This window comes from Marinobacter sp. HL-58, assembly GCF_001314605.1.
Lineage (GTDB): Bacteria > Pseudomonadota > Gammaproteobacteria > Pseudomonadales > Oleiphilaceae > Marinobacter.
Map to the genome: position 1 here is coordinate 74753 of NZ_LIHP01000018.1, position 18444 is coordinate 93196.

The 18444-nt window shown below is 59.5% G+C and carries 14 protein-coding genes; 5 read left to right on the top strand and 9 right to left on the bottom strand.

The annotated features are described in order from the left end of the window. Positions 1-51 precede the first annotated feature (51 nt). From acnA to HLUCCO03_RS16455, 3 genes are all read right to left on the bottom strand, one after another. On the bottom strand, positions 52-2811 hold the full coding sequence (gene acnA, locus HLUCCO03_RS16445; RefSeq protein ID WP_027830027.1) for an aconitate hydratase AcnA: 2760 nt from the start codon (positions 2809-2811) through the stop codon (positions 52-54). A 214-nt stretch (positions 2812-3025) separates the two neighbouring features. After that, positions 3026-4540: a methyl-accepting chemotaxis protein gene (locus HLUCCO03_RS16450; protein ID WP_027830028.1), complete on the bottom strand. Its 1515-nt coding sequence runs from the start codon at positions 4538-4540 to the stop codon at positions 3026-3028. Positions 4541-4700: 160 nt separating this feature from the next. After that, on the bottom strand, positions 4701-6530 hold the full coding sequence (locus HLUCCO03_RS16455; protein ID WP_197025625.1) for an ABC transporter ATP-binding protein: 1830 nt from the start codon (positions 6528-6530) through the stop codon (positions 4701-4703). A 150-nt stretch (positions 6531-6680) separates the two neighbouring features. On the opposite strand from HLUCCO03_RS16455, the gene HLUCCO03_RS16460 reads away from it, so the two are divergent. Beyond that, positions 6681-8135: a hypothetical protein gene (locus HLUCCO03_RS16460; RefSeq protein WP_027830030.1), complete on the top strand. Its 1455-nt coding sequence runs from the start codon at positions 6681-6683 to the stop codon at positions 8133-8135. Positions 8136-8177: 42 nt separating this feature from the next. Beyond that, positions 8178-8993, top strand: a complete 816-nt coding sequence (locus tag HLUCCO03_RS16465) for a formate/nitrite transporter family protein (RefSeq protein WP_027830031.1) — start codon at positions 8178-8180, stop codon at positions 8991-8993. 15 nt (positions 8994-9008) lie between these two features. Here HLUCCO03_RS16465 and HLUCCO03_RS16470 read toward each other — a convergent pair whose 3' ends face one another. Beyond that, entirely contained in the window at positions 9009-10460 is a 1452-nt protein-coding gene (locus HLUCCO03_RS16470; protein WP_027830032.1) for a rhomboid family intramembrane serine protease, read from the bottom strand. 335 nt (positions 10461-10795) lie between these two features. On the opposite strand from HLUCCO03_RS16470, the gene HLUCCO03_RS16475 reads away from it, so the two are divergent. Then, entirely contained in the window at positions 10796-11242 is a 447-nt protein-coding gene (locus tag HLUCCO03_RS16475; RefSeq protein WP_027830033.1) for an OmpA family protein, read from the top strand. A gap of 54 nt (positions 11243-11296) precedes the next feature. Here HLUCCO03_RS16475 and HLUCCO03_RS16480 read toward each other — a convergent pair whose 3' ends face one another. The 5 genes from HLUCCO03_RS16480 to HLUCCO03_RS16500 all read right to left on the bottom strand — a co-directional run bounded on the left by HLUCCO03_RS16480 (position 11297) and on the right by HLUCCO03_RS16500 (position 15511). Further along, a complete protein-coding gene (locus HLUCCO03_RS16480; protein ID WP_027830034.1) occupies positions 11297-11698 on the bottom strand; it encodes an MAPEG family protein in 402 nt (133 codons plus the stop codon). Between the two features lie 2 nt (positions 11699-11700). Continuing rightward, the gene (locus tag HLUCCO03_RS16485) at positions 11701-11943 is read right to left on the bottom strand and encodes a GlsB/YeaQ/YmgE family stress response membrane protein (RefSeq protein ID WP_027830035.1); all 243 of its coding nucleotides are present in this window, start codon (positions 11941-11943) and stop codon (positions 11701-11703) included. Positions 11944-12004: 61 nt separating this feature from the next. Next, complete coding sequence (locus tag HLUCCO03_RS16490; RefSeq protein ID WP_027830036.1) at positions 12005-12706, bottom strand: 1-acyl-sn-glycerol-3-phosphate acyltransferase; 702 nt, start codon at positions 12704-12706, stop codon at positions 12005-12007. Positions 12707-12755: 49 nt separating this feature from the next. Beyond that, positions 12756-13367 carry a class GN sortase gene (locus HLUCCO03_RS16495; protein WP_027830037.1) on the bottom strand — a complete coding sequence of 204 codons (612 nt, stop codon included), beginning with the start codon at positions 13365-13367 and terminating at the stop codon, positions 12756-12758. Beyond that, a complete protein-coding gene (locus HLUCCO03_RS16500) occupies positions 13364-15511 on the bottom strand; it encodes a marine proteobacterial sortase target protein (protein ID WP_027830038.1) in 2148 nt (715 codons plus the stop codon). Before HLUCCO03_RS16500 ends, HLUCCO03_RS16495 begins: the two co-directional genes overlap by 4 nt. A 210-nt stretch (positions 15512-15721) precedes the next feature. Here HLUCCO03_RS16500 and pdsR point away from each other — a divergent pair, with 210 nt between their 5' ends. Then, positions 15722-16423, top strand: a complete 702-nt coding sequence (pdsR, locus tag HLUCCO03_RS16505; protein WP_027830039.1) for a proteobacterial dedicated sortase system response regulator — start codon at positions 15722-15724, stop codon at positions 16421-16423. A 3-nt stretch (positions 16424-16426) separates the two neighbouring features. Next, positions 16427-18439, top strand: a complete 2013-nt coding sequence (locus HLUCCO03_RS16510; RefSeq protein ID WP_027830040.1) for an ATP-binding protein — start codon at positions 16427-16429, stop codon at positions 18437-18439. The last annotated feature ends 5 nt before the right edge of the window (positions 18440-18444 follow it).

Below are 18444 nucleotides of genomic sequence, written 5' to 3' on the forward strand. Positions count from 1 at the left end.
TCTCCCTCTTCGTTTCTTTTGAATTCGCTTACCGGTTCTCTTTCACTGCTCTCAGGCGGTACGGAGCATCTCCCGGACCACGTAATGCAAAATACCTCCATGCCGGAAGTACACGGCCTCATTGGCGGTATCAATCCGCGACAGCAGTTCACAAGTCTCCGTGCCGCCATCCGGATAGGTTACGGTCATTTCCAGCTTCTGCCCGGGTTTGATCTCACCTGATAGCCCCTTGATGCTGATGGTTTCCTCACCCGTGAGTTTCAGGCTCTTGCGATCCACACCCTCCGGGAATTGCAGTGGCATTACCCCCATACCGATCAGGTTGGAGCGGTGAATCCGTTCATAGGATTCCGCCACCACCGCCTTAACGCCCAGCAAACGGGTGCCCTTGGCGGCCCAGTCGCGGCTGGAGCCGGTACCGTATTCCTTGCCGGCAATCACCACCAGCGGTGTGCCCTCTTCCTGATACTTCATGGCCGCATCATAGATGGGCATCTGCTCATCGGAGGGGATGTGCCTGGTGAACCCGCCTTCAACGCCATCCAGCATTTCGTTTCTGATACGCACGTTGGCAAAGGTGCCCCGCATCATGACTTCATGGTTACCACGGCGGGAACCGTAGGAGTTGAAGTCTTTCGGGTCTACTCCACGCTCCTGCAGATACTTGCCCGCAGGGCTGTCTGCCTTGAACGAGCCCGCCGGGGAGATATGGTCCGTGGTAACGGAATCCCCCAACAGGGCAAGGATGTTCGCATCCTTGATGTCATCAATCGGATCCGGCTCTTCTTTCAGCCCCTCGAAGAAGGGCGGATGCTGGATGTAGGTGGACTTGTCGGACCACTCATACACCTTGCTTTCCGGCACCTTGATGGACTTCCAGGTTTCGTCACCGTCGAACACTTCCGCATATTCCTTGCGGAACATGTCCGTTTTCACCTTCTCGACGGCCTCGGCGATTTCCTGCTGGCTCGGCCACAGGTCTTTCAGGTAAACCGGATTGCCGTCCTTGTCTTCACCCAATGGATCCTTTGAAAGATCCAGCCGCACGTTACCGGCCAGCGCGTAGGCCACCACGAGAGGGGGTGAAGCCAGCCAGTTGGTTTTCACCAGCGGGTGCACGCGCCCTTCAAAGTTACGGTTACCGGACAATACTGAAGCCACGGTGAGGTCACCATCGGCAATCGCCTTTTCAACAGCATCAGGAAGTGGGCCGGAGTTGCCGATACAGGTGGTACAGCCATAGCCCACCAGGTTGAAACCCAGCTTGTCGAGATCGTCGTCCAGGCCGGCTACTTTCAGATAGTCAGTCACCACCTTGGAACCGGGCGCCAGGGATGTTTTCACCCAGGGCTTGGTGGTCAGGCCTTTCGCCACGGCTTTCTGGGCAATCAGGCCCGCTGCCATCATAACGCTGGGGTTGGAGGTATTGGTACACGAGGTAATAGCTGCAATCACCACCGCACCCGGGTCGAGGCGGGTTTTCTGACCGTTCATTTCCATCGGCTGGCTGGCAGCGTGATGGTAGCTGTCCTGCACGCCAACGGCGGTCTGGCCGCCTTCGGATTCCAGGTTACTCTCACGGGCCTGCGCCGGGCCTTCGGCGGTTTCCATCAACAGTTCGAAAGACGCCTTCATGTTCTTCAGGGCCACACGGTCCTGAGGACGCTTGGGCCCGGCCAGGCTGGCTTCAACCTCGCCCATGTCCAGTTCCAGGTTGTCGGTGTATACCGGTTCCTGGCCCGGCTGACGCCACAGCCCCTGGGCCTTGGCATAGGCTTCCACCAGTTCAAGCTGGGCCTCTTCGCGGCCAGTCAGCTGCATGTACTTGATCGTCTGCTCGTCCACCGGAAAGAAGCCGCAGGTAGCGCCGTATTCCGGTGCCATATTGGCAATGGTGGCCCGGTCAGCCACGGGCATGTCCTTCAGGCCATCCCCGTAGAATTCCACGAACTTGCCCACCACGCCTTTCTTGCGCAGCATTTCCGTCACCGTGAGCACCAGGTCGGTGGCGGTGATGCCTTCCCGGAGCTTGCCGGTAATCTTGAAGCCAACCACTTCCGGGATCAGCATGGACACCGGCTGGCCAAGCATCGCCGCTTCCGCCTCGATACCGCCAACACCCCAGCCCAGGATGCCCAGGCCGTTGATCATGGTGGTGTGGGAGTCCGTGCCCACCAGCGTGTCCGGATAGGCGAAGGTTTTTCCGTCCTGATCCTTGCTCCAGACGGTCTTGCCCAGGTACTCCAGGTTCACCTGGTGACAGATACCGGTACCCGGCGGCACCACACGGAAGTTATCAAAGGCCTGCTGGCCCCAACGCAGGAACTCGTAACGCTCCTGGTTGCGCTCCATTTCGATGGTGACGTTGTCCTTGAAGGCAGACGCGTCACCGAACTTGTCCACCATCACCGAGTGGTCAATCACCAGATCCACCGGCGACAGCGGATTGATCATGGCCGGGTCCTTGCCAGCGGCCTTGACCGCCTCACGCATGGCCGCCAGATCCACGACACCGGGCACGCCGGTAAAATCCTGCATCAGTACACGGGCGGGACGGAACTGGATCTCGGTGTCAGATTTGCGATCTTTCATCCACTGGACCATGGCGTCGATATGGCTACGGTCCACCGTTTCATCGTCCTCGTTACGCAGCAGGTTTTCGAGCAGTACTTTCAGGGAAAACGGCAACTTGTCTATGTTGCCAAGGGTATCAGCTGCCTTGGGCAGGCTGTAGTAGTGATAGGTTTTACCGCCAGCTTCGAGGCTGGAAAGGGTATTGAGACTGTCTTTGCTCAGGCTTTCTTTCGACATGGAGTGCCTCCTTTTCGTTATCCGAGAATCCGAAAGGCTGTAGCAGGAACCTTTACCTCAGTGTACTCCAATAACTGCGAGACACATTGACGTAAAGGCCCTGACTATGGAAGTCACCTATAACTATTGCACCGATTGACGAGACTTCAACTGCGGTTCCGTGAATGTTCGGTATTGCGGCAATGAATACCCCCGGCCGGAAAGGCCGGGGGTATCAGGAGGTCTTGTATTCCCTGACCAGTGCATCGACCTGGTCCACGACCAGCTCCAGCTCTTCGGCCATAGTGCCGGCTTTGCCGACTTCGGACACCACGTCGTTACCCTGCCCGGCCACACGCTGGATGTTCTCATTGATTTCAGACGAAACCGTTGCCTGCTGCTCGGAGGCCGCGGCAATCTGCTGATTCATGGCGCTGACCTCACCGATGGCCGTTTCGATGAGCGCCAGGGCCTCACCTACCTGGCGAATGGCATGAGTGGTCTCGCGGGAACGGGTCTGACCGATTTCTATAGCGGCCAGGCTGCCCTCGGAGACCTGGGTCAGTTCGCCGATCGTGGTACGGATATCACTGGTAAACGCCTGGGTACGGCGGGACAGATTGCGCACTTCATCCGCCACCACGGCAAATCCGCGGCCATGCTCGCCGGCCCGGGCAGCCTCAATGGCGGCGTTCAGCGCCAGCAGGTTGGTCTGATCCGAGATATCGCTGATGGAGCCGATCACAGTGGCAATGGACTGAATCTTGTCCACCAGTTCCTGCACCATCCGGGCGGAATCCTCAAGGGAGGTGTTGGTGGACTCCGTCAGCTTGACAGCATCCGCCACATTACCGGAGCCGGCCGACGCGGCTTCTGATGCCTCGATGGCCGATTCAGACGCAGCCTGGGCATTCTGCGCCACTTCCTGGATTGTCGCCGACATCTGATTCATGGCCGTTGCCGCCTGGTCGGTCTGCTGTTGCTGCTGATCGACAATCGTGCCGGAATGACGGCTGACGTCCTTCAGCCCGTTGGCGTTTTCGGTAAGCCGCCCCGACAGTTCCCGGACCATGGTGATCAATGCCTCAAACCTCGCCACCATGCTGTTGAACGAGGTCGCGGTCATATCATTGCCGATATCGTCGATGCGGCCGGTGAGATCCTTCTGTGCATCGAAATTCTGCACCACCCCGATGATCTGTATCGACTGCCTGCGCTCCTGCCCCATGCGAATGGCGAAGAACACCAGAATACCCGCCTCAAACACCACGAAGGCTGCATGCACCATCGCCACCGACCAGCCCACATCATGGCTGAAAAGAGCAATGGATGTATCACCGATACTGGCTGACGACATCTGCAAGCCGGTAAACACAAGATGATGCACTGCAATCACAACGGCAGCGGCCACCACCGGAAGCCAGTCACGGTAGATGATCAGCAAAGCCATGGCGGCGAAGATATGAAAGTGCATTTCGATGCGGCCCATCTGGGCCTGGATCATAATGGCCGAGAACACCATCATGGCAGCGGCAAACAACAGGGACAGCGCCCGGGTACCCCGCAGCATCCCGTAACCTGCGCCAATCACGACACCTAACATCAACGACGCCACGATTGCGAACGAATGGGTGCCGAAACCGATTGGCACCAGCAGGGCCACCACCGGTATATGGGCAAGGAGAATCAACAGTACCTGCCGGTCCGTGCGCAGACGTTCTTCCCTGGCAACAAGGCTGGAATCATTCATTGGGGGGATACCTCGGGTGGGGCACGCTGCCGGATAAAGGGGATAATGCTCGATAGTGTTTAACGGCACGCACAGTTTTTTCTGTAATAGGTAGTTAACCTATATGTACGTTCCCGGACATGCCGGGATCAGCGCAAAATGCAAACAATGGTTATTGCGCTCAGCCCTGCCGGTCGCCGTAAAGCTGCGCATAGAGCCCCTGCCGGGCAATCAGCTCGTCGTGATGCCCCTCCTCGGTGATGTAACCATCCTCGAATACGTAAACCCGGTCGGCCTGTTTCACCGCGCTGAGGCGGTGGGCAATGATCAGCGTGGTACGCTGGCGCAGGAAGGCTTCCAGATCCCGGTGCAACTGGAACTCGGTTTCCGCATCCAGAGCCGAGGTGGCCTCATCCAGAATAACCACGGACGGATCCGACAGCACCATCCGTGCAATGGCCAGCCGCTGCCGCTGGCCGCCCGAGAGCCGCACACCCTGCCGGCCGATCATGGTGTCTAGTTGTTGTGGCATTTCCGCCACGGTCTTGTCGAGCTGGGCAATAGTGAGCGCCTGCCACATCTCGGCATCGGTCTTGTCACGGCCCAGGGTCAGGTTCTGACGTACGGTGTCGTTAAACAGGGCAGGATGCTGCAGCACCGTGGCAACGTGCTCCCGCAGGCAGGGCAACCCGATGCGCTGAACCGGCACGCCGCCCAGTAAAACCTCCCCCTGTTGTGGTGTGTACATGCCCAGGATCACCTGCACCAGGGTGGACTTCCCACCCCCGCTGGCACCCACCACCGCCACTTTCTCTCCCGGCTCCAGGTACAGGTCGATGCCCTTGAGCACTTCTTCCTCGCCGTAGCTGAAGTGGATATTCTTCAGGGTCAGGCCAACCGTATGGTGATCCCGGAACGGATTCTCCAGGGCGGGATAGCGAGTCTCCTCCTTCAGCTCCAGCAATCGGTTGATGCGACTCAGCGCGGCGTTCGCTGCAAACCAGGCGTACTGCATGTTCAGCATTTCCTGCACAGGTGTCAGCATGAACCACAGGTAGCCGAAAATGGCGAACATCATGCCGATGCTCAGGTCACTGAACAGTACCGTCACCATGGCGGCGGCACGGAAGGTGTCCACCCCGAACTGGAACAGCGCAAAGCTGGCGCGGGTGGCAGCGTCGCTGCGCCATTCGAACTGGATGGCGTGGTCGCGAACCTTGCGGGCACGGCTGATCAGCTGCTGCAGGTAATGTTGCTCTCGATTGGCGGCCCGGAGCTGGTGGATGGCATCCAGGGTTTCCGTCAGGTCGCCCTGGAAATCCTCATAGGCGCTGTTTTCCCGGCGCTTGAGGTCCTTGACCCGCTTGCCAATGAGCATGGTGGCGAAGATCACCAGAGGATTGAACAGCAGGATCAGCAGCCCCAGTTGCCAGTGCACCCACATCAGCACCACCGCGGTTCCGGCTACGGTCAGGCTTGCCACCAGGAAACGGCTGATGGTGGTACCAAGGAACTGATCGATGGTATCGAGATCGGTGATGAAGTGGCTGGTAATGCCCCCGGAGCCCCGGGTTTCATATTCGGACATGGCCACCCGCTGCAGCCGCCCCAGCAGACGCGAGCGGATGCGGAACACCACGTCCTTGGAAATCTTGGAAAACTCGCGTGACTGCAGCACGTTGAAGGCCAGCGACAGCAACCGCAGCAAAAACGCCGTCAACACCATCAGGCCGATGTATACCACGGGCATATGCCATGCCTGGGGCAGAACAGCCTGCATGACCGGCAGCACCGGGCCGGCTTCATCCAGCAGCACTTCATCCACCAGTACCGGCAGCAACAGTGGAATCGGCACACTGACCACGGTGGCCAGAATGGCAAGCACATTGGCCCGCACCAGTCTCGGTTTATGCTTCAGGGCAAGCGACAGGATTCCCCGCCAGGTATAGCGGTTATCTTTCCGGCCTGCCGAATCCGGCTCCACTACGTTCAGATCTGCCGCCCGTTCCAAATGTCCTCCGGTAATGTTTGTGTGCCAGTACTCATACGCAGCAACTTCTGTGACAGTCTACCCGAGCCGGAACACAGCCGTCTGGTGAGATGACTTTCCTTCTGCCATCATTGCCAACTCAATCCTTGATTCTCCAGAACCGGGCCGACAGTGAAACACGATTGCCATTACCACCCCGGCGAACCCGCAAAATGGCACTGCGGAGACTGCCAGATCCATTATTGCACCCGCTGCATGCCGGATGCCGACACCCGTAAGCAACATGCCTTGTGCCCCCATTGCAGCCGCGCCATGCGTTACCTCGGCGCTGCCACTGAGGTGGTGCCCTTCTGGAACCGGATAGGGGCGTTTTTCCGCTATCCGTTCCATACCGATCCATTGATAGTGATCGCCATCTGCACACTGGTGCCCTTGCTTGTCAGCGGCAACCTGATCGGTCTTATCATCACCCTGGTGCTGGCCCTTGCCTTGCTGAAATACACCTATGCGGTGATCAGCCACACGGCAGAAGGCCACATGAAACCGCCCCCTGTCGCCGTGGCATTCAGTGGCAGCGGTTTTGATATTGTCATTCTGCAACTGCTGGTTTTTGCCCTGATGGGTGGCATGGTGGCCGCTGCAGCCATGGTCGGTGGTCCGTTACTGATGTTCCTGACCCTGGCGTTTGTGATACTGGCCCTGCCGGCCAGCATTATGGTTCTGGCCATGGAGCATTCGGTCATGGCAGCGGTCAATCCCATGAATCTGGCGGTATTGATGTCGCGGATCGGCGCGCCCTATTTCCTGCTTTACGGTTACCTGATCCTGCTGACCCTGGCCTCCGGCGCAGCCCAGGATTTCGCACTGACCCATTTCACCCCGGGAATTGCGCGCACACTGGCCGGTTTCCTCAACAGCACCTTCACCCTGATGTTGTTTCACATGCTGGGCTATCTGTTGTTCCAGTATCAGGAGGAGCTGGGTTTCGCCAGTGACCTGCAGGACGATGAGCATGCCGGGGAAATGCAGAACCGGGATCGCACCCAACGGTTTGATGCCGACATCGACATGAACCTGAAGGATGGCAACTACGACCGCGTGCAGTCCATGCTCAAGGAAGCCCTCAAGCGGGACCCACAGAACGCGCTGCGGCTGGGGCAGCTGCACCAGCTGCTGACCGCCCGCAACGACGTTGCGGAACTGTACCGGTATCATCCCCGGTTGCTGAACATGCTGGCCGACCGCAATGACGGTGACGGTATTGCCGAGTTGCTGAAGACGATCGAAACCACCGAGCCGGGATTCAGGCCAGACGATCCCGGACTGTCGGTCCGCTGTGCCCGTTGTCTCTACCATCGCGGCCACTTCAAGCTGGCCCTGAAGCTGCTGCAGGACTTCCACAAGCGGTTTCCGGACAGCGAAGAGCTGGCGCCGGCGTACCTGCTGGTGGCCCAGGCGCTGGCCAATGGACTGGGACAGTGGGAGAAGGCCTCGGCGTTCCTCAATTTCATCAAGAAACGGTGCCTGAACCACCCGCTTCATGAACAGATCGACTATTATCTGCAACAGGTTGAAAACCGCGAGCCGGTGAAGGGACCCAAGGCCACGTTTTCGGTTTCTGAGTAGGCCTGGCTGTTCCTGAGGCCGGGCATTTGAGGGTTACGATGCATGTCCGATGAAACCGATCTTGATGGCGGCGAGAAAGAACAGGCTGATGAATATGAGAGCGTTCCCTCATCGGTCATCTTTGAGGCGATCCGACGAGAGGGTGAGCACGAACTTTCGAGGCCAATCAGTGCGCTATGGTGGTCTGGTGTTGCGGCCGGGCTGGCGATCAGTGCCTCGGTTCTGTGCAAGGGGTTTCTTGCCTCGATCCTGCCGCATGCCGACTGGGCCGCGGGCATCTCGAACCTGGGCTACACGGTTGGCTTCCTGATCGTCATCCTCGGGCGAATGCAGTTGTTCACAGAGAACACGATCACGCCGATATTGCCGCTGTTCCTTTCGCCAACACGCTGGTCCTTCTTCCAAACCGCGCGCCTCTGGGGCATCGTCTTTGCCGCCAATCTCGTGGGGTGCCTGGCGGCGGCATTAGTCCTCGTCTATGGACACATCCTGCCGGAGGCCCGCTTCGAGGGCATTCTTGCCATCTCGCGCCATTACGCCGAGGCAACGGCCCTGGAGCATTTCGCCTGGGGCATACCGGCGGGGTTCCTGATCGCAGCGCTGGTCTGGATTCTGCCGCGCATGGAAGGCTCAGGCGAGGTCCTCATGATCATTATAGTGACCTACATGATCGGGCTCGGCGGTATGTCACACGTGGTGGCCGGTTCAACTGAGCTCTTCATCCTCGTTGTTAGAGGGGAGCTCGGCATTGCGACCGCCACATTCGGGGGTATCCTGCCTGCCTTCGCCGGAAACGTTCTCGGTGGCACAGGCATTTTCGCGGCACTTACCTATGCGCAGGTTCGTGAGGAGATTTGAGTCACTCCGCGCAGACTAATGGCTTTGCTGCAACAACTGCCTGTAGTGGCGGGCTTTGGGGGTCATCTGGAGTTTTTCGAATTCATCCGCCAGCAACCGACAGGCCTCCGTCGTCAGGAGCTCATCACCAGCGCTTTTGAGCCTCTCGAAAGCCTTTTCCGCGGCTTTTAAATCGTGTTGTTTCAGGCTGGTGAACAGAACCCGGTTATGATCCCCGGCGCTCAAGGGCTGATGACTCTCACCTTTACGCAGATATTCCTGCCATATTTCAATCATCTGCTCGGGCTGGCGGCGGCTGAGGGACTCGGTCATCAGTTCCCGCGTCCGCTCCCGGTACTCCGGCAGATCCGGGCGTAGTTTCGCCAACTGGTAAAGGTGCTCCAGAAGCACAATACGGTCCGGATAATGCTCCCGAAGCGCTTCAAACTGACGCCGGGCCAGGTCGAAGTCCATCCGCCCCAGACTGGCCATGGCCTGGCTGTAGCCGGTGGTGAAGCGTTCATCCTGCTCGGACTCTTCCGGCTCGAAGAATTCCTCTTTTACCTGGAGCCAGCTTTTGCCCAGCAGCCAGACCATGCCGGCACCTGCCACCAGGCCACCGGCGTGGGCCATATAGGCGATGCCCGTGGCACCGGCAAACCAGTAATCGTAGATTTCCTTGCCCAGCCACACTGGCAGCAACGCCAGCGCCGGCGCCCGGAAGTAGTTGAAGTAAACACCGACAAAATAGAAGAAGCGGATCTTCTGCATCCCGTAGATGGCCACGTACATGCCCATCAGTCCGGAGATGGACCCGGATGCGCCCACCAGGGGGATATGGCTGCCCATGGAAAACGCTGTAAACACCACGCCAGACAGGGCGCCGCAGAGCAGGTAGGCCAGCAAAAAACGGCCGGGGCCCAGGGCCTTTTCGACGGTGAAGCCCAGCAGGAACAGGAACACCAGGTTACCGATGATGTGCCCCCAGCCGCCGTGGAGAAACTGATAGGTAATCAGGGTGTAGAGAGAGAATTCCGCCGGTACCAGGCCCAGCTGGTTGGCACTTAACCGGTCCAGCAGCCGGGCCTGTATCTCGCCCCGCTGTTCCATCCAGCGCCGTCGCTCCGCAGGTGCCAGCAACACATCCCGGTTTTCCAGCATGTACTGATAGAATTCCCGGTCGGACAGCAGGCTGTAGGCCACCCACACATCGCCGCCCTCCTGGCGCAACTGCTGAAAATTCTGCAGTTCATAGACCCGGTCCTCATCGCCCTCGAAACGAATCTGGCGTTGCAGGTAATCTTCGTAGACCGGAGCTTCCAGTGACGACAGATCGGAATCCAGGTACACCTCGATCGCCCGCTCGGTCAACCGGCTGTCGCCGCCCTGGTAAAACGTGAACACCAGCAAACAGGCCAGCATCAGGCCCAGGGTCACCCAGGGCGGGCGCCTCCAGTTAACGGCGTTTTCTGCGGGAATAATCAGCATGGGCAGTCACAATTCATCATAATTTGTCCCGGGAGGTCTGCTTTTTACCACAGCATGGCCAGTTTTTCGCGCTGTAATGAATCCTGTAGTGAATTACCGCACCACAGGCAAAACAAACTGTGCGCGGCGCCTCAATAAAGGCTACTCTGCGGTTGTCACACGAAGGTCACACAAATGACATTCAATCAGGGCAGCCGCAAATGGGGCGAATCGCAGAATGCTCGGAAGGAGCATTGAACAGGGGTTTCGACCAATCGCCAATTGCCGTTGTCCCGGCCACAGCCAATAGTTGCCGGGACAACAAAAAAAACGGACGTGTAAACAAGGAAACTGCCATGACTGTACTCATACTGGACAACCCGGAACTGCTTGCCAGGTCTGCCATCGAATCCGGACTGGCCATGCCGGCGCTGGCTACCGACGGTTCTCCCCGCAAGCCTCACCGGATGCGGTTCCATTACGGATTCAACAAGCATCGCCTGGATGAACAGGATCAGACTATCCTGCGCCAGCATGCCGACTATTTACGGCACAACCCGGGCGTGCGGGTGCGCATCCACGGACACGCCGATAATTTCGGCGTCAGCGAATACAACCATTTCCTGTCTCGCCTGCGGGCCAGCAGTGCCGCCAAGATGCTGATCCGGGAAGGTGTCAGGGAAAGCCAGATTCAGGTCAGTGGCTGGGGCAGTGACCGTCCTCTGGCCCGGCCGGAAGATCATGCGGCCAACCGCCGGCTGGAGCTGGAGTACCTGACGATGGAAATGGCACAGGCACTGTAAGACCCGGCCTGTCAGGCAGATAATTGACGGGGGCGTTCAGCCCCCTCGGAACATTCAGCCGTAGACCTGGAACACGTTCCAAAGCAGCAGCACGGCAATGGCAAGGATGCTGACCCAGGTCAACAGGATACCCGCCAACCGGGCAATATGGGGGCCACCGCGGCCGTTGATCATGCCAAAAGCATGAAGTATGCGCCCCACCACGAACGCCATACCCGTCCAGTAAACCAGCCCGCTGGCAACTCCGTTCAGCTCGGCAATGGCCAGCATGATCAGCCCCAGGGGCGCATACTCGACCAGATTGCCATGGGCACGAACCGCTGCCTCAAAGTCGCGGTCGTCGGTCACTCCCAGGTTTTTCTTGTATTTGAGACGGAACCTGGACACCAGAATGGACAGAACAATCAGTAGCAGCCCAAGCACAGCGGCGAAAACCGCAGATACCGGTATAATCATCATCAACCCTTCTTGATAGCACTGACAATCGCCAGCAGCAATACAGCACCCACGGTCGCTGTAACCAGTTCACCGACAGCGCCCTGGGCCGCAAGCCCCAAAAGCCGGAACACAAAACCACCGATCACCGAACCGACAATACCGATACCGATATTTGCCAGTACGCCAAACCCGCGGCCTTTCATGATCAGACCCGCCAGCCAGCCGGCCACACCACCAATTATCAGAAAAAGAATAAGATTCATTGCGTGCATCTCCCTGCAGCGAAAACAGTCCCCGAAAGACTGCCCTGTTTAGCCTGATGCTTCAAGCACTTCCGGCAATGGCGGCTGCCATTTGCTGATGGCATCGGGCCATCAGCTCTGGAATATCCTCAACGGTGAGCCCTGCGGTTTCCACAGGCGGGAGAATGCGGATCGTCACCGGCTCCCGGCGCCCGGACCAGCCCAGTGTGCGATCGTAATACTGGCTGGCGCAGACCATGGTAATGGGTGCGCCGGCCGCCACCGCAGCGTGGAATGCGCCTTTCTTGAACCGCTGCAGACCGCGACCCCGGCTGCGGGTACCCTCGGGAAATACCCAGAGGCTCTTGCGGTCACGGCTGATGGCTTCACTGGTAGCCTGCATGACGGCGATGGCCTTGTGTGAGCGGCCGCGATTGAGAATGACATTGCCGCCGAGCCAGAATACCTGGCCAAAAAACGGAACCCAGACCAGCGACGATTTGCCCACCGTGACGGTGCGGGGCGGCAAGAGGTCGCCCATCACGAACAGGTCATCGTTGTGCTGGTGGTTGGCAATTACCACGGTGGGCCGGTCCTGCGGCATGTTATCGGCCCCTTCCAGCGGGCGCTCCATGCCCAGGAGAAAACGGCCCACACGGGCGACAACCCGGCCCAGCAAACGGTTGTTATCCGGATTGAATGGCCTCGCCACATACAGAACCAGCGCGAACAGACAGATGACCGGCACCATCAGCCAGGCCAGCAGCTTTATGAGCATTCCCATCGATCAAAACCCTGACACAATTTTTTTGGCGCACAAGTGTACGCCAAAATCAGGTTCCGGCAACAGCCTCCCGGGTCAGAGTGTTATCAGCCTCGCCCGTCGTCACCAGGTTCTCGGCTGTCGCTTCCACCACATAGCGTAGTGGACCGTTGTTCTGCAGGCCATTGAAGGGATAACAGGTCACCAGCAACAGGGAATCCTGTGGCAACTGCGCCGTGTTGATCTGCTCATAACGACTATCGACCACCCGTATGCGGTCGACCCGGAACGTGCGCCAATCGCCACCTCGGCCCTGCAACCGGACACGGTTGCCTGCCTCCAGGTGCTGCAGGCCCCGGAAATGGGTATCCCGGTGGCCGGCAATGACCACTGGCCCGGCCTGCTCACCGTCCCCCAATACCTGCCCGGGCCCGAAAGCCAGGCTTTCACCGTGGGCACCATCAAGCACAATCAGCGACTGGCCGGTTTCCGGCAAGGTCAGGCGGGCTACCGGCCAGGTATCCGCCCAGGGCCAGGGGCGGGTTTGCTGTTGCCGTGCCTGGCTCTCCGCCCAGGCCAGTTCCAGTAACTCCTGGGCTGCCAGGGCTTTTAGAGGTATCCACAGCCCCACTGCAAGCACAGTGGCAAACGTGGTTGCCAACAGAAGAATCAGACGATTCATGAGAACACCCTCCTCTGCAGCAGGGTTATGGCCGCTGAAAACATCAGCCCCACGAGTCCGATGGCAATGAACAGCGGAGACAGTGTTGCGGTTTGTGGATAACGCAACATGGTGCCCTGGCTCCCGGCCGGGAGCAGCGTGGGCACGCTGTCAGTCGTCAGGGGCGCCTCCAAAGGCCTGGATGGGGTTTTTTCCTGCGCCAGAAAGCTGGTGTATTTTGTCATCAGCTGGTGCTTCAGCCCCAGAGACGTCACCTCCGCCTGCACCTCGTCGTCCACCCGGCCGGTCAGGCCCCTGTCCATCAGACTGTCGATTTTATGTTTCGCCCAGTGGCGATGCAGCCCCTTACCCTTCGCGGCCTGATCAAGCCGCAACGACTGCTGCCACTGGCTGCCATCGGGCATACGGCCGGCGACTTGCAGCTCCCCGTCAGCCGGCAGCCCACGGACCACCTGTACCATCGGCTCACCCCGGAACAGATCGCCAATGCGCCCCGGAAACGCGGCGGTTGTCCGGCCGTCCCAGCTGACGGAAATATCCGTCAATACCGGCGCTTCCATCTTGCCGAACAGTTCATCCAGTGGCCGTTCCAGATCGGAAAGATCGCTGATGGCGGTATAGGTGCCACGGCCATAACGCGCCGCTTCCCGCATGAAATGCATGTTGGGGGCTGAACCGATACCCACGGTAAACAGACGGCTGCGCCCCAGCCCGTTGCTGATCCTGGAGAACAGGGCGGCTTCGTTGCCGACAGCCCCGTCGGTAATGAAGACCACCTGCCGAACCCGGGTGGAGCTTTCTTCATCACGATGGCCCGAATCGTCCAGTGCGGCATCCAGCGCCGACGCCATCTCGGTGCCGCCACTGGCATTCAGGCCCTGAACATAACGACGGGCCCGGGCAATATTGTTGCCATTGGCAGCTACCGTATCCATGAACAGAGCGTGGGTCTGGCTGTTGAACTGAATCACATTGAACCGATCGTCCGGGCCAAGGGTATCCAGCCCACGCAACAACGACTGCCGGGCCTGGCGGATGGATTCACCGGCCATGGAGCCGGAGGTATCGATCACGAACACCAGATCCCGCGGCATGCGCTGACCGGAATCCAGTCCCGGCACCATCAGCGCCAGCAGGTAATCCTCACCCTGCCATTGCTCATGAAAAACAGCGGCCGACGGCTCCATTCCGCGGGCTGGCGCCCAGCGCACCACCAGGTCACGATCCATCAACACCGCATCGGACTCGGGCGCCACTTCCACCCTGCTACCGTTCCAGGTACTCGTTATCCGGTGGCTCGGGCTGGAAACGCGGCTCACCGGCAGGCCCGCATTGATTTCAAGGTCAATGGCAGCCCTGTGGCTGTCCGGCCCGACGTCCTCTGGCAATACAGTAAACGGGCTGATCTGGTCTGCATCCGGCACTTCCGTGGTGGGCATTGCCCAGCCTCCGGACCATTGGGCCGGCTGGTTGTCCAGCGCCTGGCCGGGCATATAGCGGGGTGTCATAGTGGTGGGCAGGCGCAGCTCGAATTCGCCGGACTGGTACCGCACCGCCTGCTGGTATTGCAGTTCCACGGTGATGGTTTCGCCGGGAGGAATGTTCGCCATACGCGTGGTGAACAGATTTGGCCGTTGCTGATCCACCCGGGCCACCTTGCGACCTTCGTCCTTTGCCCGGGTGTACTGACGCTTCGCTTCCTGCTTTTCGTGGATTTCGCCCACGATCACCCGCTCTCCGGCGGTCATGGTCATACCGTAAACACTGGCATTCTCCGGCAACGGGAATACAAATACCCCCTCACGCCACTGCTGGCTGTTATTTCGAAAACTCTGGCGCAGCCGGGTATCGGCAATCAGCCCGCTGACGGTTACCTTGTAGTCGGTACTGAGCAGGGTGGCCGCCCCCTGTCTTTGGCCGGCCTCGTCAACAAAATGCATTTCGCCGGCGCCTTCCGGGCCGGTGTCGGAGGCCTCGGCGTATACCGGATGCACAAACAGATACAGCAACACCGCCAGCCACAGCGAGATTCCTTCCAGACAGCGCCGGAGGCGCGGGGAAACCCTGCCACTTGCAAGTAACCGGTTCCGACCCCCGGCACTCATAACGATTCGTGAAGATGGCACTACGTGGGTGAGCAACATCGTTCCGCTTCCTTGTCTCAATGGGATGAACACACGCCTGCTGGCAACTGGTGTCTATTTCACCCGCCGGAAACGGCGATCCGGTGTCACAATCTGGCGATCCGGTATCGAAAAAATGATGAATTGTGGCAAACCACCCGCTTTACCTTGTTCTGACCGCAGGCCATGGTTAAATAGGACTCTGTATCAACAGGGATATGGCCTGAGGTTATGAAACAACACATTGTGCTGATCGAAGACGAACCCGCTATCCGGGAAAACTACCGGGATGCCTTCGAGCGCCGGGGTTACCGGGTGTCAGCCTATGGCGATCGCACCAGTGCCTTCCAGGTATTGCGCACCTCCCTGCCGGACCTGGCCATCATTGATGTCGGCCTGGGGGATGAGCCCGAAGGTGGCTTTGCCCTGTGCCAGGACCTGCGGAACCTGTCGAAAACCCTGCCGATCATTTTTCTGACCGCCCGCGACAGCGACATCGATTCCGTTCACGGCCTCCGACTGGGTGCGGACGACTATGTCACCAAGGATATGAGCATTGACCACCTCCTGGCCCGGGTCACCGCGCTGCTGCGACGGGCCGATGCCTGGGCCGAGGCTCTTAAACAACCGGATGAGGTGGTGCACCGGGGCCGGCTGGCACTGAACGTGGACCGGATGACCGCCGAATGGAATGGCCAGCCCATCGACCTGACCGTAACCGAATTCTGGATGCTGCATTCCCTGGTTCAGCACCCCGGCCACGTACGCAGCCGCGATCAACTGATGGAAGCCGCCAGCACCGTGCTGGACGACAACACGGTGACCTCTCACATCAAGCGGATACGCCGCAAGTTCGCCCGGGTCGACGAGAGCTTTGACGGCATTCACACCGCCTACGGCATGGGTTATCGCTGGAACGCCCATGAGGCCTGAGTTTTGACTCTCAAACGCCAACTCTTTATCGCCAGCCTGCTGATGCTGCTGATCCCCTGGGCCGGCTTGCAGTTTGTACTGGAACTGGACGAGGCTCTGCGTGCGCAGGCTGCCATACAGCTGCAGAACCAGGCTGAACGTGTGGCCGGGTTTGTTGCCGAACATTCCGCCACGAACGAGGCGATTGAACCGGGAACAGAGGTGATCTATGCCGACATTCTGTCCCGCCCCCTCAACCTCGACGGTTATGGCGACGACTGGCCAGGCTACGATGAAGAGGAATCCCGCCCGCAATGGCAGGACACCGGCCGGGTCCAGAGCAACGGCCCGGCCAGAGTATCCTGGCAGGCCGCCGTGGACCGGAACCATCTGTTCCTGCTGATCCAGGTCAGCGGCCGCAAGGCAGTGGCCTTCGATCCGGGCAACCCTGAACAACCTTATGATCAGATACAGCTTGACCTCACCAGTGGCGGCGAGACGGTGCAGCGCGTTATCCGAACCCAGGCGCCCGGCTCCATAAACGCCATCGATCCGGGGCGCGACAGTGCCACGGACTACCGCATCAGCGGCTACTGGCAGGCGGTCAGCAACGGCTATCAGGCCGAACTGAGAGTCCCCCGCCCGGATCCATCGGCCAGATTCGGCTTCCAGGTTACATGGCCCGGAACGGACGCCAACGCCAGTGATGACGACATCGTGAGCACCGGCCCCGAGTCAGCAAGAATCGTCACCCGCCTGCCAGAACTGGAAAGCCGTCTTGAGGCAATGATTGCCCCCGGCCAGGGCGCATGGGTTCTGGAACCGGACGGCTGGGTGATTGCGCGCAAGGCGCGGGAACCAGACCAGGACAAACCCGAGTTTGACAGCCTGAGCCCGTTTCAGATTCTCGAGCGCATCAGCCTGAACGGGCTGCGCGCGCTGGTGCGCTTCTATCAGCCCGAGCCTCTGCCACTGGATAACGACAGCCACCGGATAGGCGCGGAAGAACTGCCTTCCCGGGGCCTGGTGCGCCACCGGGATGGCGACACCTACATGCTTGTCAAACATCCGCTGACCGATGGCCGGGTGCTGGTACTGGAAGAGTCCCTGGACCAGCTACTGGCCCTGTCCGGCAGCACACTGGGTTCGGTCATCGCCCGCAGCGTACCGCTGATTACCGGCCTGATGCTGGTGCTGCTGGGTTATGCCAGCTGGCTGTCCTGGCGCATTACCCGCCTGCAACGGGCGGTCAGTAACAGCATTGATGATGATGGCCGGGTACTGGGTGCCCTGCCCCCGGCCAAAGCGAAGGATGAACTTGGCGATCTTTCCCGGCAGTTCAGCCACATGACAGAGCGCCTCCAGGGGTACACCGACTACCTCGAAAGCTTCTCCCGCCGCCTGTCTCACGAGCTGAAAACACCGGTGGCGGTGGTGCGTTCCTCCCTGGAAAACCTGAGCCATACCACCGACCCGGCCGACCAGGCCAGCTACATCGAACGGGCCCGTTCCGCCACCGATCGTCTGAGCCAGATACTGCAGGGAATGAGTGAGGCGGCCCGGCTGGAACAGAGCTTCGACCATGCCGAGAAGGAAACCTTCGACCTGGCCGACGTGGCCGCGCAGACCACCCACGCCTATCAGTCACTGGATCCGGAGCATAAAATTGAGTATTCCGGGCCTGCAAAAGGCTGCCCGTGCCACGGTTCTCCTGAACTACTGGTGCAGTTGCTGGACAAGCTGGTGGACAATGCCCGGGATTTCACGCCCGCCGGAGGCCGGATAGAGGTGCGCCTGAAGCCTGGCCCGAAACAGCTGGAACTGAGTGTGTTCAATGAAGGTTCCTCGTTGCCGGAAAACCTCAGCAGTGATATTTTCAGCCCCTTCGTTTCCGTCAGAACCGGCAAGGAAGAGGGGCACCTGGGCCAGGGCCTGCTGATCGTCAGGCTGATTGCGGAACATCACAACGGCCAGGTACTGGCAACCAATGAACCGGGCGGGGTGCGCTTTACGGTGGTATTACCTGCACCGGCCTGAATCGC